Here is a 19,391-nt window from a genome sequence, read left to right as displayed (position 1 = left end):
AAAATTAGAGATGATCATGAGGAAACAACTAACTGTAATTCTGCTTTCTGCTCTGATGTTGAGCGGATGTGCATCGGGACGTATGGGAAATCCCGGAGCAATTGTAGGTGGTGCTGCAATTGGGGGAAGTCTGGGAAGTTCGATAGGCGGACTTATCGGAGATAATAATCGTGGCTGGAGGGGCGGATATCGCGGCTCTGCCATTGGAAATATTGTTGGCACCATTGCCGGTGCAGCGATAGGGAATGCGCTGACTGCTCCGAAACCGGACCCGATAGAGGAATATGCTTACGTTCCGGAAGTCAGACAGGGGCAGTCTCACTCTAAGTTTAAACCTCGGACACAGACTCAGCAGCAACTGACTCAGTTGAAACTGCGCAAGATTCGCTTTATTGACGATAACCGCAATCATGCGATAGACGGGGGAGAAAGCAGCAAGATCATCTTTGAAATCATGAATGAAGGACGGAATCCGGTTTATGACGTGGTTCCTATTGTAGAGACGGTCGGGAAAGTGAAACATATCGGCATTTCTCCTACTGTAATGATAGAAGAAATTCTTCCGGGTGAGGGTATCCGCTATACGGCTACGGTCTATGCCGGAAGTAAGCTGAAAGATGGTGAAGTGACTTTCCGCGTAGCGGTGTCCGATGAGAATGGGGTAATCTGTGATTCTCAGGAGTTTACACTGCCTACACAGCGGGCGGACTAGGATAAGAATAGCTCAAAATATTCGATTTGTTATAGTGACAGTATGTGCTCGGGATAGTGACACTATCCTTAGTACATAGTGTCACTATGTTAATGGGATAGTGACACTATCTTTTAATAGCCATCTCCATATAGGGATTATATGTATTTTTTTGTTGTCAATAGTTATTTCTTCGGTTTCGTCATCGGTCAGAACTATGCCTTCAGTGAGATTATATGCATTGAGTGCAGAAACTAATCCATTTATTTCACGCTGCCTTGTTTTTTCATCTTTCATCGAACGGGTGACTTGACAGGCGGATACAATATGTCCGTTTTCACGCATGATGAAATCACATTCTATTCTGTCATCATGATAATAAACATCTTTTCCCTGGCGTTTTATCTCAAGAAATACTAAATTTTCAAGTAATTGCCCGATATTATCAGTAGCATTGAAGCCCACTTTGCCGATAATCGCATTATCAATGAAATAAACTTTCTTTTGATTATTCATCTGCTTCTTTACAGACCAGTCAAATTTCATCACTTGAAACAATAGATAAGTATTTTCAAGATATTCCAGATAATTTTTAACCGTTTCCGTATGCTTGATACCTATCGTTTTTGCTAACGAAGTATAAGAAAAGCGTTTGGTTGCATTACTAGCCAGATAATAAACCATTTCCAGCAACTCCCTTTCACCATTTAATTTGTTTCGGGTGACAACATCCTTATAAATGATGTTTTCATAGAGTGTGGATAGGTAATTAGTGTTTGGGTCTTTGATATAACGGGGAAAACCGCCTGTTTTTACATATTCATCAAAGTATCTTTTCAGCATACTTTTTCCTGTGGTTGTATAAAAGTCTTTTTGTTGCGGATATACTTCTTTTATTTTTAGAAACTCAGGAAAAGAGAAAGGATATAACTCTATTTGGCAATAACGTCCGGTAAGATGTGTTCCCAATTCTCTGCTTAACATATTGGCATTAGAGCCTGTCACAAAGACTTTGCATCCACTGTCATGCAGTCTCCGTACAAACCTTTCCCAACCGGGAATATTCTGTATCTCATCAAAATAGAAAGTCTTCTGTTCTCCGAATAACTCAATAAAGGCTTCATACAATGTTTGAAAATCATCGACCTTGAAATTGATGAGCCGCTCGTCATCAAAATTCATGTAATAGTCTTGTTCTGTTTGCTGCGAACGTATTTGCTGCAAAAGTACAGATTTTCCACATCTTCGTATACCTGATATAACTAACACTTCGGGACTGTTTACTAAACTTATATCAATATCCCTTTCTATCATTTGTGATATATCTTTTTCGCGTTGATCGAATATGATATGCTTTAATAGTTCTTTCATAATAATGGGCGATTTTATTTGCAAAGATATAAAACTTCTCATTATGAACGAGCGAAATTAGGGATAATTGCTCATTCTAAATGCGTAAAATAACATAGAAATTCTCATTTGTAATGAATGGCAGACGCTAACCTTTGGACAATGTTAATGAGATAGTGACAACAAATCCGCACCGTATTTGTTTAGGATACGCGTAATAACATTATCTTTCCTCTAAAAAGGTTGCATAGATATGTCCCTAAAGGGTATATTTATTGCCATAAATAGTATTGATCCACATGGCAAAAAACTTGTCGGTAACCGAATATACTTTATTGATTTCTGTAATAATATCTTTTTCAAGCAGTTTTTTAGTTGCGGACTGTACAGAGCTTGCCGATGTCAGACTGTATCGTTTGATAAATTTCGCTGATGTGACGTTTTCTGCTTCACCTACTTTGGCAATGGCATAAAGCAATTCCTTTTGCTTTTCGGGAATATTGGATAAGATTTCCCGAAAGATTGTATCATTATATGCAATAAGGTTATCTATAGCTGTTTTGATAATTTCCAGTGTACATTCTTTCCCTTTCGGTGTATCTGCAAAAGCTTCATTGAATGTTTTTTGGATATAAAAGGTATGTCCTTTGAATAGCCGATATACTTTTTCTATATTTTCGATTTCAATATGCCGTTTTCTTTTTTGGAAATGGTCTGCGATAAATGGTATATAGATTTCCGGTGCAATGGCTTTCAGTTCCAAAATATCGGCACTGTGGTAGAATGGACGGGATGAAGATAGAAACATTTCCTGCATCATGTGCCGTTCACTTCCGGCAAAGATGAAGTTGCTGTTTTCTATTTTCTGTATGTGTGTGCGTAGTAATGCTTCTATATTTTTCTCGGGATATTTAGCAATTTGTTGAAACTCGTCAATGGCAACGATACAAGGTTTGTCTGCTGCTATCAGACATTGAAATATTTCTTCCAGTGTATATTCGGGTCGATCAATATCCCCCAGTTCCAGATTGAAAGTAGGTAGATTGGTCAGCGGGTCAAATCCGAATTTACCATTGATTGATTTAAGTGTGTGGATAAACAGGCTTGCCATTTTCTTACTGCGGGGCAATAGTGTTTCATAAATTTCTTTGCCAAGCAGATAAGTGAATTCTCTTAAGCTTGATGTATGGAGTATGTCAATGAAGAAAGTATAATATTCTTCTTTTATTTCAGGTTTCTCATAACAGAAACGGATTAGTCCCGTTTTACCCATTCTTCTGGGTGAGATAATGACAAGGTTATTGCCATTGGTTAATGATTTAACCAGCCTCTCTGATTCTTTCACGCGATCGCAGAAGTACTCGGGTTCTATTTTTCCAGTTACTATAAATGGGTTAATTTCTTTTGCCATACCTGTTTCAATTTTCCGTAAAGGTAGTTATTTAAATAGAATTATGCAAATCGAATAATGTTAATAAAGTGTCTAGTCTAGTTTTATATTTATCGGATATTGAATATTGTTAACAAACTTATTCTTTTAGCCTTTATATGGTCCGTTTCTTTAAAACCAAAGGCCCGTTGGTTTTAAAGAAACGGGTCGTTGGTTTTAAAGGAACGCCTTTTTGGTTTTAAAGGAAAAATGGCGATTTGTATATTATTGATAATCAGTAGCTTGATAAATCCTGTTTTCAGTCTTATTAAATAGTAAAATATTTATATAAGTATAGCTTAATAAATAAGAGTTTTGATGCTACAAACATTTATATTATGAATATTTGTCTGACTACAAAGTGGCTTTTCTTCTATTAAGTTATATCTTTTTTTAAAGAGAAAGTTTAGATTGTTGTGAAAAATGTTATCTTTGTAGTACAAAACAACATAAAGTAAAGCAAAATGAGACCTAAAATCATAATTCTGTTATCTGCTATAGCTTGTATTGGAGGAATTGTATTCTTCCTTGCATGCAAATATACTTATGAATTCAAAGTAACGGAGCTTAAGGAGAAAGCGAAAGAGACTTTTACTGAAGCACTGGATAAAGAGTTGAAAAATAGAAATATAAACGGAGGACTGTCATTTTACTTTAATTCTGAATCGGCTATCTCTACTGAAATGCCTGATTCAGTTTATTGGGAAGATGCGTCAGGAAGACATTTATATCGGATGGATTCCAAGAAAAACTCTATGAATATTACTCATAATAGTAATTTACGTGCTTTGCATACTTTTATTTTTTATGAAAAGCCACTTCAGCCTGACTCTTTAAATCTTATATGGGATGAACAATTAAATAAAGCAGATATTTATTTAGAATCAGCTTTACGTATTTCTTTGACGCATGAAGACGGTAGTGTAGAATCTCAAAAGACCTATCAGAGTGAATGGGGCAATTCTTCAAATTTAGTTTTTACTTTTTATATAGGTTATGCCTGTGAGATAGAAGTAATGGGTTATTTGCATTACACTCTATGGGGGATGATATATAAAGAGGTGCTGCTATATTTATTGCTATATATAATTGTTGGATATGGATTTTATACGTTTTTCATAATTCTCAGTCGCAGGATCAATTCATTACGTAGTAAAGAAATAGTCGAGATTATCAAGGAGACTCCCGTGGAAATCTTAAAAGAGGTTCCTGTGGAAATTATCAAAGAAGTTCAGGTTGAAAAACAAATAATTAAAGAAGTACAGAGAGTGGATATTATTCCCTTACATTCTTACATATTGGGTGAGAGTCTAATATTCTATGCAGATCAGAATATCATAGAGGTAAATGATGTTAAGTATAATATTCAGGGGCAGTCCAGTTTACTTTTAGAACTATTTTTTCAAGAAAAAGATAATGGCTATACATTAAAGGAAGATTTTATTATAGAAAAATTGTGGCCTGATAATTCAGGTAATGATGAGCGAATGCATAAAGCGATTGGACGTCTGCGCTCGTTTCTTAGAAAAATAGATCCTTCATTGAGTATAATAAATAAAAATGGTACTTATCGACTAATTATATCAGAGAAATCTCTTGTTAAGAGAAATAGCTAAAAATGTCGATGAAATGGAGCTATTTTGAATTTCAACTTGATTTCTTCGGATAAAAATGATGCGAGGTCAGGATTGGTCAGCGGTATTCTTTGCTAATTAAGTGCTTCATTACTACTTTTGCTCTCAGAATTAATCTTTAACGCAAAAGTAGTATGAAAAAAAATCTTCTTCTTTTATTATGTATAGTAGCTATTTTATCTACTAAATATTTGGCTTCTCATGAAAAGAGACAAAGTGCTTTATTGTTATATAACATAGAAGCTTTAGCTGCTAACAGTGAGCATGCAGATATTGGACATTGTTATGGAACAGGTACTTTAGATTGTCCTGTATCTCACGATAAAGTTAAATATATCGCTGGAGGATATAGTCTTGAAGGTCTTTATTAGCTTTCTTCTTCTCTTTATCTGCATCTCTTGTGGTACAAAAAATATGGAATATGCAGAGAATGTATTTCCTTATTCTGAATTTCCACAAGAGAAGGAGCTAAAAGGAGAGGTGATAGAGCTTGATACTGCCTTATTTCGCTGTCCATTTCGGATACGAGTAGAAGGAGATAAAGCTATTGTAATGGATTTGCATGGTATCGATTATTATGCTCATTTGTTCAAATATCCTGGCTTTCAATATTTATCTTCTTTTGGGAGGCGCGGTGATTCACCAACTGAAATGCTATCAATGGATAATGTTCGTTTTTACAATCATAAAGTATGGACATTAGATGCTAATAAAAGAGAATTAACACGGTTGGGTTTTTCTTCATCCGGTGATTCACTGCTCCGTGACGAAGCGGTGATATTGGATGAAGATATTTTAAGACCACTTGACTTTGCCATATATAATGATACTACCTTTATAATTCCTGATTATTCCGGTGAAAACCGATTATGTTGGCTTAATGATGATGGGGAACTTGTAAAAAAGATAGGCGCTATCCCATCAATTAATAATCAAGCGTTACGAAAAGCTCGTCCAGCATTGGCACAGGCATGGCGTAGTTTCATTGATTATAATTCTCATAACGGTGTATTAGCAATGGTGACTCAACTAGGTGAAGTACTTGAAGTCTATAATTTGAAGGATAGCACGGAGGTTATTCGTATTGGTGAAAACGGGGAACCTAAGTTTAAAATATTTGAAGGATATGGAATACCTTCAGGAATTATGGGCTTTAGCGATGTGCAAGTAACAGATAATGCCATTTATGCAGTGTTCCATGGGACTACATTTAAAGAGATTGTAAAACATAATGGTCATCTTCCAGATGGAGGAAAGTATATTTATGTATTCAGTTTGAAAGGAGAACCACTATATAAGTATGTGCTTGATCACTATGTATATGGTTTTTGGGTGGATGAAGCTACAAAAACAATTATAGCGACAGATATAAATAATGATCAGCCTATTGTGAGATTTCAATGTGGTTGAAAAAATAGATAGTTAACGTGATTAAAAGAGGAGCAGGAAGATGGGTTAGTCAATTTTGCCGGATTGGTTCCCATCATCTGCTACTTTATTCCTACTAAAAAGAAAGGAGGTGCGACAAAGATAGTGATAATAATGGTTATGGCAAATACGTTTTTACCAGATATAGAGAAAAGTATGAAATGAAAAGGTATAAATATTAAAAAATCTACTTAAATGAAAAAGAAATTAATGGGCATAGTTACTATTATTGCAATTGCTGCTGTTGCAGGATATAATGTATATGCTTCGCGGAGTAACGTGAAGTTGTCGGACTTAGCTTTAGCTAATGTAGAAGCATTGGCTGATTCTTCTGAAGGTTCTCAAAGTGATTGTAACACATACTGTATGGTGAGTTATTTTGATACATGTATCATTAGATATACAAATAACACTTTTACTACTTGTTATGATAGTAGAATAAGAAGATCTAACTAACCGATTGTAAGGCTATATAGGTGCCTACTATTTCTATATAGCCTTGCTTTAAAAAATGTAATCATGAATACCCATAATTCTTGTTTAATACTGCTTTTGACAGTATTATTAGTAACAGTATCTTGTGCAGAAAAAAGTGGAAGTAAATATCAAGATGCAACTTTAATTGAATATCAAGATTTTGTATCCAGTCAAAAATTGACAGGGATAAATTTTTTATCAGATAAAGAAGTATTAAAGCCGATGCGTATATATGTTTGTGACACTATTCTGATAACAATGAACCCTATGGAGAAGAAGCTGTTTCATCTTTTTAGTTTAAAATCTAAAAAAGAAATAGGAAAACGAATTTCGCTTGGACAAGGGCCTGACGAAATGATTCGTCCTTCTATTATAAAATTTAATGAGAATCAGATTCTAATATTTGATGTTGCCACTTTTACGTTATTTACGTATGATACCGAGGATTTTATTTCAAATGAAAATACGATTCCTTTAGAAAGGAAGACTATAGAGCTACAAGCATATGGTGAAATAGGTTTACTCTCTGATAATCTAATAGGATCGACATATAATCCTAAAAATCAATTTATAAAATTTGATAATAATGGAAAGAAGGTTGGTGAATTTGGCTATTATCCAGTGGTGACAGACTTATCATATACAGACGATGAGAAATTGGAGGCTTTTAAATCTTCTTTTGTGACTAATATGAAAGATAGGATAGCCGTTTGTTATAAATGGACAGATTTGATTGATATCTATGATCAGAACGGTCAATTGAAGAAACGGATTCATGGACCTGAACATTCGTATGCACATTTTAAGGAATTTCGTAATGGTAATGCTATCGCAGCTACCTCTGATAAAGATAATATAGATGCATATTTCTTTCCATATAATGTAGGAGATGAGTTTTTTGTGTTATTCAATGGAAAGCCTTGGGATCCGGATGATAAAGAAGTAGAATTGCCAGATCGTATATTCGTTTTTGATTGGAATGGCATTCCTCAGAAAATATATACTTTAGATCAAGGAATAATTAATTTTGCTGTTGATAAAGTTCAGAAAAAGATATATGGAATTAGCAGTTCACCAGAATTTCATGTGGTGGAATTTTCATATAAATAATAGATAAACGATGAAAAATATATGTCTTATGTTATTGCCATTATTCTTGATGTCATGTTTAAATAAGGATAATAACATCGTTTCTCTTTTGAAAGAATGGGAACAGAAAGAAATTCTGTTCCCTAAAGAAATGTATTTTACAACAATGTTGAGGGATACTACATATTATAATCTTCAGAGTGAGTATAAAATTTTAGCATATGTTGATTCGATAGGATGTACTAGTTGTAAACTTCAATTGTCGGCGTGGAGTATGTTAATTAATGAAATTGATTCCTTATATGCAGGTCGGGTCAAGTTTATATTTGCATTCTCTCCTAATAGAATTAAAGATATTTATCATGCTATATTGACTGCTAATTTTACATATCCAGTATATGTGGATAAACAGGATAGCATTGCTAAACTTAATAGATTTCCATTAGAATCAAACCTCCACACATTTTTATTGGATAAAAATAATAGAGTTATTGCTGTTGGTAATCCAGTTTATAATCCTAAAATAAAAAAACTTTATTTCAATATTATTTCTGGTAAGAAACCTTTTTTACCGTGTAATGCAGAACAAAGAACAAATGCTAGTTTGGATAAACGATTTTTAGACATGGGCAGTTTTAATTGGAAACAGGAGCAAATATCTGACATTATATTAAGTAATTCAGGAGAAGAATTATTAGCGATAGAGGATGTTTCTGCTTCTTGTGGTTGTATTACTGTGGAATATCTAAAAGAACCGATTCGACCAGGTCAGAAATTAAATCTGAGAATAAAGTATAAAGCAGAGCATCCTGAGCATTTTGATAAAACGGTAATTATATATTGTAATGCAGAAGGTTCCCCATTTAGACTAAAGATAAGTGGAAATGCAAAATAAAGAGGGAATATGGCAAAGTACTTTAGGGATTTATCATATATATGTATAATATTATTTATTGTTTTGGGATGGCATATTATGGATAACATTGTATCTGAAAAAGAGGTAGATATTACTTCTTTAGAAGTTGCTTTGCGGTCTGCTGGTGATAATAGAGGGGAGCTGGAAAAAGTCCTTTGTTACTATAAAAGAAAAAATACAGATAGCCTGAAATATAAAGCAGCCTGTTATTTAATTGAAAATATGCCCTTTCATAGATATTCAGTTGGAGAACAATTAGAAAACTATAAGTCATACTATGCATGGCTGAAAAAAAGCAAGGGAAAAGAACCGCAACAAGTTGCAGATTCAGTTAAGAAAGTATATGGTCCAATGAAAGAACCCAATAAGATACGCGATATTATGGAAATTGATTCTGCTTATTTGTGTCATAATATTGATTGGGCATTTAAAGTTTGGCAGGAACAGCCTTGGGGAAAGAGTATATCATTCGATGTGTTTTGTGAGTATTTGTTGCCTTATCGTATTGGCGATGAACCCTTGGTATATTGGCGTGAAATGTACTATGCAAAATATAATTCATTGTTAGATACATTGAGAATGTCGGATTCTTTGGATATAGAAGATTCAGTAGTAGCTGCTAATTACTTAATAAATAAATTGCCTGATAAGTGGCATTATTATACTTCAACAACTCCTTATTCCTTTGGGCATATCGGACCTGAATATGTACAATACTTGTCAGGAACGTGTCGTGAAGTGACTGATTTTGCTGTATATCTATTTCGGGCATTGGGAATTCCTTGTGCTATTGATTTTGTTCCTGTACGTAGCTATGTTAATGCTGGGCATTTTTGGTTGGTAGCCTGGGATAAAACAGGTGAAGCGTATATGGCTAATTTTCCCGAGAATCTGGGAATGGTCCGCAAAAATTGGTGGTATCGTTGGGATGATAGTCCAAAGGTGTATAGATATACTTTTGATATAAACAAAGAATTATATGAGCAAATGGCGAAATATAATGAAAAGGTATATTCATTTTGGAGTCTGCCGAAATTTATGGATGTTACTTATGAATATGCTTATTCTTTTGAAAAGGAATTAGTCATTCCATTGGAAAAACTTTATAGGAATCAATGTAGTGGGAGAATAGCTTATTTATGTGTTACTAATAGAGATAACTGGATACCGGTTGATTGGACTGAATTTGACGCACAGCATCTGGCTTTTCGAAATGTACGAAGAGGTACGCTTATGAGGGTGGCTACTTACGAGAATGGTACTTTGAACTTTTTGACTGATCCTTTTTATGTGGATAAACAGAAAAAGGAGCAGCATTATTTCTCTATTGAAGGAAATACACAAGATGTGGTATTGTATGCTAAATGTAATATAGAGGGAGAAAATATGTTCCGTGACCGAATGATAGGGGGCGTTTTTGAAGGCAGTAACCAACTGGATTTTGCAGTAAGCGATACCTTGTTTATCATACAGTGTAAACCTGATCGTTTGAATACGACAGTAAGAAGTTCTTCAAATAAAGAATATCGTTATATCAGATATGTAGGTCCTCCCGGAGGATTATGTAATGTGGCTGAAGTCGCATTTTATGAAAAAAATGATACTCTTCCATTGTCTGGGAAAATTATAGGGACTCCCGGATGCTATCAACATGACGGGACGCATGAATATACAAATGTGTTTGATGGAAAAACGTGGACTTCTTTTGATTATTTTAAATTTTCCGGAGGATGGGCAGGACTTGATTTGGGTAGAAAGGTGCAGATAGACCGTATTGTATATACTCCGCGCAACAGGGATAATTATATTCGTCCTGGTGATATCTACGAGTTGTATTATTGTGATCGATATTGGAAATCCGCCGGAAGAATTAAAGCTACAGTTGATTCATTAGTATACAGAGGGATTCCCCAGAATGTACTTTTGTTCTTACGTAACCATACGCGCGGCGTAGATGAGAGAGTCTTTGTTTATGAAAAAGGAGAGCAACTATGGAAATAAGACTTAAAATTAAACTAGTTGTGTTGTGGAAGACAATCATCTTATTAGGAATAATTGTCTTGCTATCTGCTTGTTTCCATTCGAAGAAGGAGGCTGTATCTTCTATTGCTATTATTCCTGATGAGCATACGTTACTGGCGATTACGCCGGAATTCTCTATAAAAATGGCAGGAAATACATTGAATAAACATTATCTACGATTGAAGTCTGGAAAGATATTTCCAATGACAGGGATTTTGCAGGTAGATGGTAGGACCTATCGTTTTATGGGGGAAGATTCTTTACGTATATCCCCTATAGCTTCTCTTGCAAATGACAGCGTCAGTTGGTCAGGGAAATATTCTTATTTGTTTCCAGGAAAAGGGTGGGAGCAAAAGGAATATGATGATTCTTTTTGGAAAGAAGGAAATGCAGCTTTTGGACCTGTAAAAGGAAATTCTAAGATTCGTACCGCTTGGGGGGCGGAAAATATATATGTCCGCAGGCATATTAAGATTGATAATAAAGATGCTTTGGAAGGGCATAAAATTTACGTCTGTTATATTTGCGATGATCAGATAAAACTTTTTTGGAATGGAGATTTTTTATTTGAAAAAGGAATAACATATCAAACGAAATGTGGACGTTTAACAGATGAAGCTATTGCTCATATTGGTAATGGAACAAATGTTTTGGCAGCTTATGGATGTAATACAGGAGGCCCTGCGTTGTTAGATTTTGGTCTGTATATTGAAAATAAAACTTATAGTGAAGCAGATACGGCCCTATTGAAGCAAATAGATGTACAAGCTACTCAAACTCATTATGTATTTCAATGTGGGGATGTAGAACTTCAGATTGATTTTGTTTCACCTTCTTTGTCAGAGAAGTGGAATATGACAGGATGGCCTGTCGGTTTCCTTTCCTATCAAGTTCGTTCAGAAGATAAAAAGGAGCATACGGTGGAAATTTTGTTCGATGTGGATATGGAATGGATGTTTGGTAGGAGGAAGATTGATAGTTGGGTTGAACAAGAGTGGCGGTTTGTCAAGTCTGATAGTTTATATTTAGGTCTGACGGCGGATGGAACATCGTTTTCATGCGATGATAGTCATGTTGTTCTGTCTCAAAAGTTGTGTGCAGAAAATGGAAATAAAGGCATATTGTTAATAGGATACGGAGAAGGGCAGAGGATACAATATATTGGTGAGCGTTTACAACCTCTTTGGAATGACAATGGAAAAGGAGAGGTTAAAGAATTAATGAAGGCTGTTGGAAACAGGTATCAGAAACTTAAGGAAGAATGTAATAAATTGGATAATCTGTGGAATAATAAAGCATTTCAAGTGGGTGATAAGACATTTGCAGAACAGATTCTTCCTTCATATCGTAATTTTATTTCTTCCCATAGGTTTGTGTTATCTTCGGATAATAAGTCATTCTGCTTCGGAGATACTTTGGCTAATGTTAGAGATGCTTATAGGAGTTTTCCTGCTTTGTTATTTTTTAATCGTGTTGATTGGATGAAAAGTTTATTAAATCCAATATTTGAATATTGTGAAGATGAACATTGGAAAAGAAAATATCCGCCTTACGATATTGGATTATATCCGGTTGCAAGCAAACAAATAAAAGTGGATAATTGTGCTGAAGAGGCTGCTGCAAATATGTTGGTGATGACGGTTGCTATTGTGGAGGCAGAACAAGATTTCAGTTATGCTGAATTGCATTGGAGTCATTTGTGTTTGTGGGCAAATTATTTGGAAGAAAAGATGAAAGGTGAAGTTCTTCCTTCTATTGAGTTATTAGATGCAAATGACAAACGTGTGAAATGTGTGCTGGGATTGATGGCTTATCATAAATTGATTCAACTTAAGGATGCATATGAATAAAGTGAAGAAATTTCTAGCAATAATAGAGAATTTAATATTCATGATATTCTGCATGATAGTAATTTTGTTCTTGGTACAGTTATTCTGTTTCACATCGTTTAAAATTCCATCAGATTCTATGGGACCTGCACTTAAAGATGGAGATAGAATATTGGTTAATAAAATGATAAAAGGAGCCAGATTGTTTAATGTGTTTGCTGCTTTGGATAACAAAGATGTTACTATTTACCGGATGCCGGGATTGGGGCATTTTAAAAGAAATGATGTACTGGTTTTTAATTTTCCTTATCAGATGAGTCGGTGGGATAGTATCCGGATGAACGTAATGCAGTATTATGTGAAACGTTGTATAGCTTTGCCTGGGGATACATTGGAAATCAGAGGAGGATTTTATAAAGTGCGTGGATGTCGCGAACAGTTGGGAAATTATGAAGCTCAGCAATATCTTGCCGGACTACAGCAACCGGAAAAACAAGGAATCGTAGTAGGAACATTTCCTTATGATCAAAGCCTAGGATGGAATATTCGAGAGTTCGGGCCATTGCCTATCCCACAAAAGGATCAGATTGTAATAATGAACCATACTACTTATCTTTTATACAGACAACTGATCGCATGGGAGCAAAAGAAAAAAATAGAACTAAAACAAGGACAGGTGTTTATTGGTGATAGTCTTATTTATCAGTATTGCTTTAAAAAGAACTATTATTTTGTATCGGGGGATAATATGGCTAATTCGCAGGATTCCAGATATTGGGGCATGTTGCCAGAAGAATATATTGTAGGTAAAGCTACCTGGGTTTGGTATTCAAAAGAAAGGTATACAGAGAATGTGCGTTGGAAAAGGATAATGAAGAGAATTGGCTAAGATTTAGAAATAAATAATGGATGGAAATATAATAAATTATGGAAAATAGAATATGCTAATATTGTGTCACTCTGATGAAATGTCAGAGAGGCTTATAAAAATTTTCCTATTTTGTTGTTTTTTCAATCGTATTGATTGGATGAAAAGTTTATTGAATCCTGTTTTTTTATTGAAAAATATGTATTTATATTATAGTTATTATTTAAAAATTAGTGTTATGAAAAAAGTAAATGTATTGCTAGCTATTTGTGTTGCTGTTTTTAGTGTGTATTCATGGGCTTATTGTAGCAAAAGCTCGACTAATTCTCTTTTTAGTTTAATGGATATAGTTAATATTGAAGCTTTGGGAACTCCTGAGACCGGAACAGCTACATGCTCTATTAGTTATGACTGTATAAATTCGTCGGGCCAAAGAGACGGTGAAGTTAAGTGTACGGGAACTGAAAAATGTCATCGAGGGATTGATAAGAGTGGCACTGTCATAATAAAAGAGAAGCGATGGGTTGAATGTGACGGATTGAAAACATATTGCTAAATAAATAGAAAAATGAGGCTGATTATATTGTGTATTTGCACTCTTTTATTTGTGTTTAATATCATGAGTTGCAAAGAGGAAAAAAACTTAATGGAACTTGAATGTTCTTTATTTTCCTCTTTTAGAACTTATCCTGACTCAACTTTTTTTAAGAGTATTTCATGCTTATATTTTGAGGATGGTAAACTTTATATGTTTGATCCGTCAAGGGCTGATGTCGCTATTCTGGATATTGATAAAGATACTTTCTATACTGTTGGCAAATTTGGAGAAGGCCCTAAAGAAGTGGTATCGCCAACAGGATTTTATGTACAGAAGGATACTATTGGTATCTTAGATGCTGGTTCAATGGCTTTGAAATTTTATGATGGGAAGGGATTCATAGAATCAGTATCGGTTCCAACATGTAATGAATTTCGTTTCTTTATAGAAAATGACACTATTTATGCAACAACAATGACTGATAGTTCATGTTATGTTAAGACTGAAAGAAATTGGGACCGTATAAATAGTGGCGACATACAATTTTGTGGGGAGGTATTTTCTATAACTGAACATACAGATATGAATATATTACGTAATCAACGCCATCTAGTAAAAGGTGAAGATTGTTTGTATGCTATATGTCCAAGTTATCCTGTAATAGAAAAATATGATTTGCATGAAAATAGACTACTTGCTTCATGTGATCTCTCAGATATTAATATTATTAAAAATAATCTATCTTATATAAAGCAGAAAAATATATCTTCTAGAAGCTTTTTTACATATTTATGCGATGCTTATTGGAATAAAGATAAATTATATTTGTTGTGTGCTACTTGGGAAAAAGGATATGAAGTAAATACTATTCTTGTTCTAGACTCGGCTTTAACCCCATCTTATGTTTGCCGTTTGCCTGGTAAAATATATAATACGATTTGTGCTAATGAAAATTATATTTATGCAATGAATTATGAGCAGTGTGCTATGGAAATATATAAGATTAATATGCCTTTTTAGTTTTTTTCTTTGTTTGTTTCCTAATTGTAATAGCAATAAAAAAAATAAAATGGTAGAGCAAAATATTTCATCTTTGTTGAATCAGGATGTTGATAGGCTGAAAGGAAGGCAAATTCTTTCTTTGGATTCTGTAGTGGGGGAGACTGAAAAGTGTGTAATTGTATATATTTTTAATTATTATGACTGTGAGACATGCATAGATAAAGGCTTTGAAATAGTAAACCTCATTGATAATAGTAAAAAAAGAGAATATGTAAAAGTAATTGTAAGTATGTTTCATGAAGTTACGTCTACTCAAAAAAGGAATTCATATAGAGGGTTTATTTATAAAGACAAGAATGATTTAATAAGAAAAGAATTGAGGTATATACCGACTCCTGTTATGATAATTGTTGATAATAATTGTCGAATAAGAGATGCGTGTATATTCGAAATATCACAAGATAAAAAACAATTAGATGACTTTATTAAGAAATGTCTTTCTATTGATGATTAGTTTACATTCTTTTCGAAATGATGGAGGTGACTTTATGATTTATTAATATTGAATTATACTGATATAGACTCAAGAATGGCACGTTTCTTCAAAACAACGTCCCTTTGATTTTAAAGAAATGTGCCATTCTTGAGTAAACGTCAAAATATTGTATAGGAAGAGAGTTGATTTGTACAGTCGTTCTGCTTTAATAAAAAATTGAGAAATGGCATAGGGATACAAGTTACAGACCCGTCCCCTGTTCTAGTGGAAGGGACTTTAGGTATCATAAAAACCTGATAACGAGCTTCGAACCTGCCGTTTCGATATATGGCTTTGAGGACAAATTATACAAGAGAATGATTTACCTACTCTATATTGAATTATGCCGATGTAATGTGGTACATATTTGTGGATTACAATTATTAGCTAGAAGGAGATAATAGAGGGATTAGATTCAATTAATCTTATATTTTTTATATAGACAACTGATAGCATGGGAACAAAAGAAAAAATAGAACTAAAAGAAGGATAGGTGCTTATTGGTGATAGCCTTATTCATCAATACCGTTTTGAAAAGAACTATTATTTTGTATCTGGTGATAATTTGGCGAATTCACAAGATTCCCGTTATTGGGGAATGTTGTCGGAAGAATATATTGTAGGTAAAGCTACCCGTATTTGGAACTCAAAAGAAAAATATACCGATCAGATACGTTGGGAACGGATTTTAATGAAGATCAAATAAAGATGGGAGATGATAGAAGATGTTATTACAGAATAAATATATCGTTCATTTATTAATGCTGTTTGGAGTCATTGCGCTTTTAAGTGTTGTGACTGTTTCATCTTATACTATTGCGGTTGGAGATATGGCATATCAGAAGCTATATTTGGGGCGTGTGACTATTGTATTTGTAATATGTAGTCTTATTTCTTTATGTTTAGATAAAAAGGGAAATACTTTTTATTTATCAGTCGTTTGGTCTCTTATTATATTAGGTGGGGTTGAAGCTGTTTGGGGATTAAGGCAGATATACGGTTTAGCTGTTTCTAATCATTCATTATATGCGCTTACAGGTTTTTTCTACAATCCGGGGCCTTATTCCGGATACTTAGCAATGGTATTTCCTATTTGTTTGAATGAATGGTTGAATTTAAGAAAGGTGAAGAAACGTACTTGGGTAGAGCAAGGTAAATATTGTATGGCTTTGGGAGTCTTGCTATTAATTCTTTGTGTTTTACCGGCAGGTATGAGTCGTTCGGCATGGATGGCTGTTGCGATTTCTGGGATATGGGTATATGCTACATATCGTTCATGGGGAACTAGTTTAAGGAAGATAGGCCGAAAATATAAGAAAAGAGTATTTCCGGCTATTATTGCCGGGGGAATGGTATTGATAATAGTTGGTTATGCTCTTTTTCAATTAAAAGTAGATTCGGCTAATGGACGTCTGTTAATTTGGAAAGTGAGTGTTATGGCTATTGTGGAAAAACCTCTCCTTGGACATGGTACTGGAAACTTTGCATCGGCTTATGGAATGGCTCAGGAAAAATATTTCTCCCAAAAAGAGTTTACATCTACAGAAGAATTAGTAGCTGGAAGTCCTGAATACGCTTTTAATGAATATCTGCAAATAGCTGTAGAATATGGAGTCTTATTTCTATTGGTTGTGTTATTGATTATTGTTTTTTGCCTTTGGATAGGAATAACAGAGAAAAGACTAAGTGCATGTGCTGGTTTGATTTCTGTTTTAGTATTTGCATTTTCATCTTATCCAATGCAAATACCCGGATTTGCTATAGCATTCTATTTTTTATTGGCTGCTTGTGTAGTGGGTTCTTCACGGTTACAAATATTGTTCTTTATTATAATGATTGCTTTATTGGGAAGTTACTATTGGAAATATAATCAGTATAATGCTTGTGAAGAATGGTTTAGGTATAAAATGCACTATAATATAGGCGCATTTCGTTTAGCCAAAGAAGGGTATGAGAAAATTTATCCGGAATTGAATGATAGGGGAGCATTTTTGTTTGAATATGGACATTCTTTACATAAGTTGAAAGAATATAATAGTTCTACAACAATACTGAAAGAGGCAATGGCGCATAGTTGTGACCCTATGATTCTGAACATAATAGGAAAGAATTATCAGGCTACAGGAGAATATGAGAAAGCCGAAGAATATTTCATACGATCTACTCATCGGCTTCCGGGACGAATTTATCCATATTACTTGTTGGCAAAGCTTTATGCGGAACCGGAATATCGGCACCCGGAGAAATTAAAACAGGCGGTTCAGATTGTATTGACAAAGGAACCAAAAGTACAATCGACAGCGATAAGGGAGATGAGAGAAGAAGTAAAACTACTAAAATAAATGGGTGAAGAAAAAAAATGACTGTACAAACTTGATTAATAGATATTTTTGTCTAAATTTGGCAAACATGATACAGATTTACATACAATATATAAGAATTTATATGTGAGATAATTAGAATAAACAAACCAATAAATACGATGAAAAATAATTCTACATGGATTTTATTGTGCCTTGCATGTATGATGACGCTCTCTTGTTCCGACAAGAAGAATACTGCAGATGAATCGGAGAAAGGCGTCTCCACAGTCCTTCCGGATACGAAGAATGAAGTAGCTGTTCAGATATTGAAGAAGCGTGACTTTAATCACGAACTGGTGAGTAACGGCAAAATCAGTGCCCGTGGCAAAGCCGATCTGCGTTTTGAAACCGGTGAAGTCATCGCTCATATCTATGTGAAGAATGGCGACCGTGTACAGAAAGGGCAGAAACTGGCTGATCTGGATAAATTCCGCCTGGAACAGAAATTATCCCAGTCGGAAGATGCTTTGCTGAAAGCCGAACTGGAATTGAAAGACGTACTGATCGGGCAGGGATATTCTCCTGACGACTTTAGTAAAGTCCCTGCCGAAACAATGAAAATCGCCAAAGTAAAAAGCGGGTATGAACAGTCGAAATCCCAGTATGAACTGGCGAAAAGAGAGATGGAGCATGCTACGTTGATTGCTCCTTTTGACGGTGTGGTAGCCAATTTATTTTCGAAGCCTTATAATCCGGCAAATACTTCTGAAGCATTCTGTACTATTATCGATTCCAAAGGAATGGAAGCTGATTTCACGGTACTGGAAAATGAACTTGCTTTTATCAGGATGGGAGATAAAGTGGTAATTACTCCTTATGCCGGAGGAGATGCGTTTGAAGGCAGTGTATCAGAGATAAATCCATTGGTAGATGCCAACGGCATGGTGAAAGTGAAAGCATTGGTAAATGCGGGAGGAAAACTGTTCAGCGGAATGAATGTAAGGGTAAGTGTCCGCCGTTCGCTGGGAGAGCGGCTGGTTATTCCGAAGAGCGCCGTTGTATTGCGTTCCGGCAAACAAGTGGTATTTACCCTGAAAGACGGCAAGGCAATGTGGAATTATGTGAATACGGGACTGGAGAATGCGACAGAATGTGTCGTCTCCGACAAGTCGCAGAAAGGCATTGAGGATGGTCTGCTGGAAGGAGATACGGTGATTGTCACCGGAAATCTGAATCTGGCGCATGAGGCGGAAGTCTATGTTAAATGAAGAATTAAGAAT

Annotated in this window: 17 protein-coding genes and 1 pseudogene; 16 read left to right on the top strand and 2 right to left on the bottom strand. The window is 34.8% G+C overall.

Translation table 11 applies throughout. From position 1 onward, the window contains the following. Positions 1-16 precede the first annotated feature (16 nt). Positions 17-712 carry a hypothetical protein gene (locus DW640_RS05575; RefSeq protein ID WP_008761331.1) on the top strand — a complete coding sequence of 232 codons (696 nt, stop codon included), beginning with the start codon at positions 17-19 and terminating at the stop codon, positions 710-712. A gap of 84 nt (positions 713-796) precedes the next feature. Here the strand turns inward: DW640_RS05575 and DW640_RS05570 are convergent, their stop codons facing one another. Continuing rightward, complete coding sequence (locus DW640_RS05570; protein ID WP_070750212.1) at positions 797-2,062, bottom strand: ATP-binding protein; 1,266 nt, start codon at positions 2,060-2,062, stop codon at positions 797-799. 238 nt (positions 2,063-2,300) lie between these two features. After that, a complete protein-coding gene (locus tag DW640_RS05565; protein WP_070750213.1) occupies positions 2,301-3,452 on the bottom strand; it encodes an ATP-binding protein in 1,152 nt (383 codons plus the stop codon). Positions 3,453-3,934: 482 nt separating this feature from the next. Here DW640_RS05565 and DW640_RS05560 point away from each other — a divergent pair, with 482 nt between their 5' ends. The 15 genes and pseudogenes from DW640_RS05560 (at position 3,935) to DW640_RS05490 (ending at position 19,379) form a co-directional block, all read left to right on the top strand. Continuing rightward, positions 3,935-5,086, top strand: coding sequence for a helix-turn-helix domain-containing protein (locus DW640_RS05560; RefSeq protein WP_008765545.1), 1,152 nt, complete (start codon positions 3,935-3,937; stop codon positions 5,084-5,086). Between the two features lie 152 nt (positions 5,087-5,238). Beyond that, positions 5,239-5,475 carry an NVEALA domain-containing protein gene (locus DW640_RS05555; RefSeq protein ID WP_008765546.1) on the top strand — a complete coding sequence of 79 codons (237 nt, stop codon included), beginning with the start codon at positions 5,239-5,241 and terminating at the stop codon, positions 5,473-5,475. 43 nt (positions 5,476-5,518) lie between these two features. Beyond that, on the top strand, positions 5,519-6,514 hold the full coding sequence (locus tag DW640_RS05550) for a BF3164 family lipoprotein (RefSeq protein WP_022470229.1): 996 nt from the start codon (positions 5,519-5,521) through the stop codon (positions 6,512-6,514). 213 nt (positions 6,515-6,727) lie between these two features. Then, positions 6,728-6,988, top strand: a complete 261-nt coding sequence (locus tag DW640_RS05545; RefSeq protein WP_022470228.1) for an NVEALA domain-containing protein — start codon at positions 6,728-6,730, stop codon at positions 6,986-6,988. 63 nt (positions 6,989-7,051) lie between these two features. Next, positions 7,052-8,119, top strand: coding sequence for a BF3164 family lipoprotein (locus tag DW640_RS05540; protein ID WP_117577553.1), 1,068 nt, complete (start codon positions 7,052-7,054; stop codon positions 8,117-8,119). 10 nt (positions 8,120-8,129) lie between these two features. Continuing rightward, on the top strand, positions 8,130-8,993 hold the full coding sequence (locus tag DW640_RS05535; protein WP_070750215.1) for a DUF1573 domain-containing protein: 864 nt from the start codon (positions 8,130-8,132) through the stop codon (positions 8,991-8,993). A 9-nt stretch (positions 8,994-9,002) separates the two neighbouring features. Then, positions 9,003-11,015 carry a transglutaminase domain-containing protein gene (locus tag DW640_RS05530; protein ID WP_117577552.1) on the top strand — a complete coding sequence of 671 codons (2,013 nt, stop codon included), beginning with the start codon at positions 9,003-9,005 and terminating at the stop codon, positions 11,013-11,015. Then, positions 11,006-12,886, top strand: coding sequence for a DUF5127 domain-containing protein (locus tag DW640_RS05525; protein ID WP_117577550.1), 1,881 nt, complete (start codon positions 11,006-11,008; stop codon positions 12,884-12,886). Before DW640_RS05530 ends, DW640_RS05525 begins: the two co-directional genes overlap by 10 nt. Next, the gene (gene lepB / locus DW640_RS05520; protein WP_070750250.1) at positions 12,879-13,754 is read left to right on the top strand and encodes a signal peptidase I; all 876 of its coding nucleotides are present in this window, start codon (positions 12,879-12,881) and stop codon (positions 13,752-13,754) included. The genes DW640_RS05525 and lepB overlap by 8 nt, the downstream gene beginning before the upstream one ends. Before the next feature lie 217 nt (positions 13,755-13,971). After that, the gene (locus tag DW640_RS05515; RefSeq protein WP_016267401.1) at positions 13,972-14,289 is read left to right on the top strand and encodes a hypothetical protein; all 318 of its coding nucleotides are present in this window, start codon (positions 13,972-13,974) and stop codon (positions 14,287-14,289) included. Positions 14,290-14,352: 63 nt separating this feature from the next. Then, on the top strand, positions 14,353-15,291 hold the full coding sequence (locus DW640_RS05510) for a 6-bladed beta-propeller (RefSeq protein ID WP_158562588.1): 939 nt from the start codon (positions 14,353-14,355) through the stop codon (positions 15,289-15,291). A gap of 49 nt (positions 15,292-15,340) precedes the next feature. After that, a complete protein-coding gene (locus DW640_RS05505; RefSeq protein WP_048693297.1) occupies positions 15,341-15,787 on the top strand; it encodes a hypothetical protein in 447 nt (148 codons plus the stop codon). Positions 15,788-16,236: 449 nt separating this feature from the next. Beyond that, positions 16,237-16,514 (top strand): annotated as a pseudogene (locus DW640_RS05500) (S26 family signal peptidase); the annotation flags it as partial. 19 nt (positions 16,515-16,533) lie between these two features. Further along, positions 16,534-18,150: an O-antigen ligase family protein gene (locus DW640_RS05495; RefSeq protein WP_117577546.1), complete on the top strand. Its 1,617-nt coding sequence runs from the start codon at positions 16,534-16,536 to the stop codon at positions 18,148-18,150. A 140-nt stretch (positions 18,151-18,290) separates the two neighbouring features. Continuing rightward, positions 18,291-19,379: an efflux RND transporter periplasmic adaptor subunit gene (locus DW640_RS05490; RefSeq protein WP_070750220.1), complete on the top strand. Its 1,089-nt coding sequence runs from the start codon at positions 18,291-18,293 to the stop codon at positions 19,377-19,379. Positions 19,380-19,391: the final 12 nt, after the last annotated feature.

Origin of the sequence: Bacteroides sp. AM23-12 (genome assembly GCF_003434395.1) — a bacterium.
GTDB lineage: Bacteria > Bacteroidota > Bacteroidia > Bacteroidales > Bacteroidaceae > Bacteroides > Bacteroides thetaiotaomicron.
The sequence above is the reverse complement of the archived record's forward strand: the minus strand, read 5'-3'. Positions and strand labels throughout refer to the sequence as shown.

Coding starts and splice junctions, on each gene's coding strand:
- DW640_RS05575 (WP_008761331.1), top strand. CDS start 17: ATGAGGAAACAACTAACTGTAATTCTGCTTTCTGCTCTGATGTTGAGC.
- DW640_RS05570 (WP_070750212.1), bottom strand. CDS start 2,062: ATGAAAGAACTATTAAAGCATATCATATTCGATCAACGCGAAAAAGAT.
- DW640_RS05565 (WP_070750213.1), bottom strand. CDS start 3,452: ATGGCAAAAGAAATTAACCCATTTATAGTAACTGGAAAAATAGAACCC.
- DW640_RS05560 (WP_008765545.1), top strand. CDS start 3,935: ATGAGACCTAAAATCATAATTCTGTTATCTGCTATAGCTTGTATTGGA.
- DW640_RS05555 (WP_008765546.1), top strand. CDS start 5,239: ATGAAAAAAAATCTTCTTCTTTTATTATGTATAGTAGCTATTTTATCT.
- DW640_RS05550 (WP_022470229.1), top strand. CDS start 5,519: ATGGAATATGCAGAGAATGTATTTCCTTATTCTGAATTTCCACAAGAG.
- DW640_RS05545 (WP_022470228.1), top strand. CDS start 6,728: ATGAAAAAGAAATTAATGGGCATAGTTACTATTATTGCAATTGCTGCT.
- DW640_RS05540 (WP_117577553.1), top strand. CDS start 7,052: ATGAATACCCATAATTCTTGTTTAATACTGCTTTTGACAGTATTATTA.
- DW640_RS05535 (WP_070750215.1), top strand. CDS start 8,130: ATGAAAAATATATGTCTTATGTTATTGCCATTATTCTTGATGTCATGT.
- DW640_RS05530 (WP_117577552.1), top strand. CDS start 9,003: ATGGCAAAGTACTTTAGGGATTTATCATATATATGTATAATATTATTT.
- DW640_RS05525 (WP_117577550.1), top strand. CDS start 11,006: ATGGAAATAAGACTTAAAATTAAACTAGTTGTGTTGTGGAAGACAATC.
- lepB (WP_070750250.1), top strand. CDS start 12,879: ATGAATAAAGTGAAGAAATTTCTAGCAATAATAGAGAATTTAATATTC.
- DW640_RS05515 (WP_016267401.1), top strand. CDS start 13,972: ATGAAAAAAGTAAATGTATTGCTAGCTATTTGTGTTGCTGTTTTTAGT.
- DW640_RS05510 (WP_158562588.1), top strand. CDS start 14,353: ATGAGTTGCAAAGAGGAAAAAAACTTAATGGAACTTGAATGTTCTTTA.
- DW640_RS05505 (WP_048693297.1), top strand. CDS start 15,341: ATGGTAGAGCAAAATATTTCATCTTTGTTGAATCAGGATGTTGATAGG.
- DW640_RS05495 (WP_117577546.1), top strand. CDS start 16,534: ATGTTATTACAGAATAAATATATCGTTCATTTATTAATGCTGTTTGGA.
- DW640_RS05490 (WP_070750220.1), top strand. CDS start 18,291: ATGAAAAATAATTCTACATGGATTTTATTGTGCCTTGCATGTATGATG.